Raw genomic sequence first — 1,971 nt, 5'->3', positions numbered from 1 at the left:
ATATCGGCAGTACCATCTCCAGAAGAAAGCTGAACAACACATAAACGATCACGATGGGGTTGTAACCCTAAAGTTTCAGTATCAATCGCAATGGCGTCAGTTTTATAATTATCTAAGTTTGGTAAATCACCTTGATGAACGCGAATCTCAGCCATTTACCCTCCTATTTGCGAAAGCAGCAAGAATACGCGCCCAAGACCGCTGCCCCTTATGAAACGATTTTAAATTATACTTTTCATTAGGCGAATGAATACGGTCATCAGCCAGTCCAAAACCAACCAAAAGAGTTTCCATACCAAGAATTGACCGAAAATCTGCTACAATTGGGATCGAGCCCCCCATAGCTGTCAAAACAGCAGGCACTTCCCACTCTTGTGATAAGGCATCCTTCGCCTCCTTGATAAAAGATGAATCATCAGAAATCTGAAGTGCCGGAGAAGAACCGTGATTCTTAAATTCAACCTTACAATCAGCCGGAATTGAGCTACGTACATAATCACGCAACGCTTGGCGTATTTTCTCTGGATCTTGCTTATGCACCAAACGACACGATACTTTTGCACTCGCTTGAGAAGCAATAACCGTTTTCATCCCTTCCCCTTCATAGCCGCCACTAATACCATTAATTTCCATGGTAGGACGTGCCCATACAAGCTCTAAAATGCTCCGCCCTTTTTCACCAGCAGGAATGGAAAGCCCTATAGGACCAAGAAAATTTTCAGCAGTACAATTAAGTTCATTCCATAACTGCAAAATATGGGGAGGTGTTTCTTCTACGCCATCATAAAAACTAGGAAGTGTTACCCTATTATTTTCATCGTGAAGTCCTGCTAAGATTTTCGTTAGAATACGAATGGGATTAACTGCTACTCCTCCAAAATAACCAGAATGCAAATCACGATTCGCTGCTGTAATAATTATCTCTTCTGCCATAATTCCCCGAAGAGAAAGAGCAATAGATGGTGTATCCGCATCCCACATTGACGTGTCACAAACCAATGCATAATCTGCCTTAAGTTCATCTTTATTTTCTTTTAAAAAAGGAATAAGGGAAGGAGAAGCACATTCTTCCTCACCTTCACATAAAATAGTAACTTTAACAGGAAGATGCCCTGTTTCTTTCTTAAATGCACGACATGCTTCAATAAAAGTCATCAACTGACCTTTGTCATCCGAAGCTCCACGAGCACAAATAACTTTCTCTCCATCTCTCTCTTTTAAAGAAGGTGTAAATGGATCATCCTCCCATAAACTCAAAGGATCAACAGGTTGAACATCATAATGTCCGTAAAACAAAACATGCAAACAATCATCCGAAGGTCCTGGATGATGCCCAACAACCATTGGATGACCCGGTGTATCACGGCGTGAAGCCTCAAAACCGATGCTTTTTAAATCCTCTACTAACCAATCAGCTGCTTTACGACATGCATCCTTGTAAGCCGAGTCTGTAGAAATCGATTGAAAACGTAAAAGAGAAAAAAGGCGTTCAAGGCTCTTTTCTATATTTCCATCAAGATGTGTTAGTACTTTATTCAGCATAAAAAAAACCTCTCAAGCCTTGTGTAATTATACTATAGATACGACGACTTTAAGCCTCTTGTAAGATTTTGCAAGACACCTTATTCATTTTTGGCATTGTGAGCAGTAAAAACTTGAACGTCCAGCCTGTAAAATACGCACTATAGGCGTTCCACATTCCAAACATTGCTTGCCTTCTCGTCCATAAACTGAAAAAGCATGTTGGAAATAACCAAGTGAACCATCTATATGCATATAATCACGTAAAGAAGAGCCACCAGACAAAATGGCTTCAGAAATCACATTGCGTATATTTTTTGCTAAAGAATCTGCAAATTCACATGCACGTGCCGTTTTTGATGCCAATGTAAATGCACCACGTTGTGGAGACAAACGACTCCGCCAAAGTGCCTCACAAACATAAATATTCCCAAGACCTGCAACAATAGA

At 40.4% G+C, this 1,971-nt stretch carries 2 protein-coding genes and 1 pseudogene; all 3 read right to left on the bottom strand.

Features of this window, described 5'->3' with window-relative positions; all coding sequences use genetic code 11:
• A pseudogene (locus ACFIKE_RS09910) lies at nucleotides 1-155 on the bottom strand (ribonuclease D); the annotation flags it as partial.
• Nucleotides 148-1,542, bottom strand: a complete 1,395-nt coding sequence (locus tag ACFIKE_RS09905; protein ID WP_375649664.1) for a M20/M25/M40 family metallo-hydrolase — start codon at nucleotides 1,540-1,542, stop codon at nucleotides 148-150. The gene ACFIKE_RS09905 and the pseudogene ACFIKE_RS09910, both read right to left, overlap by 8 nt.
• Before the next feature lie 84 nt (nucleotides 1,543-1,626).
• Nucleotides 1,627-1,971 (bottom strand): zinc finger domain-containing protein (locus tag ACFIKE_RS09900; protein WP_375649661.1); only part of this gene is annotated, 345 nt, incomplete at its 5' end.

The sequence above is a fragment of the Bartonella sp. MU70NMGDW genome (assembly GCF_042194085.1).
Taxonomy (GTDB): domain Bacteria; phylum Pseudomonadota; class Alphaproteobacteria; order Rhizobiales; family Rhizobiaceae; genus Bartonella; species Bartonella grahamii.
The sequence above is the reverse complement of the archived record's forward strand: the minus strand, read 5'-3'. Positions and strand labels throughout refer to the sequence as shown.

Coding starts and splice junctions, on each gene's coding strand:
- ACFIKE_RS09905 (WP_375649664.1), bottom strand. CDS start 1,542: ATGCTGAATAAAGTACTAACACATCTTGATGGAAATATAGAAAAGAGC.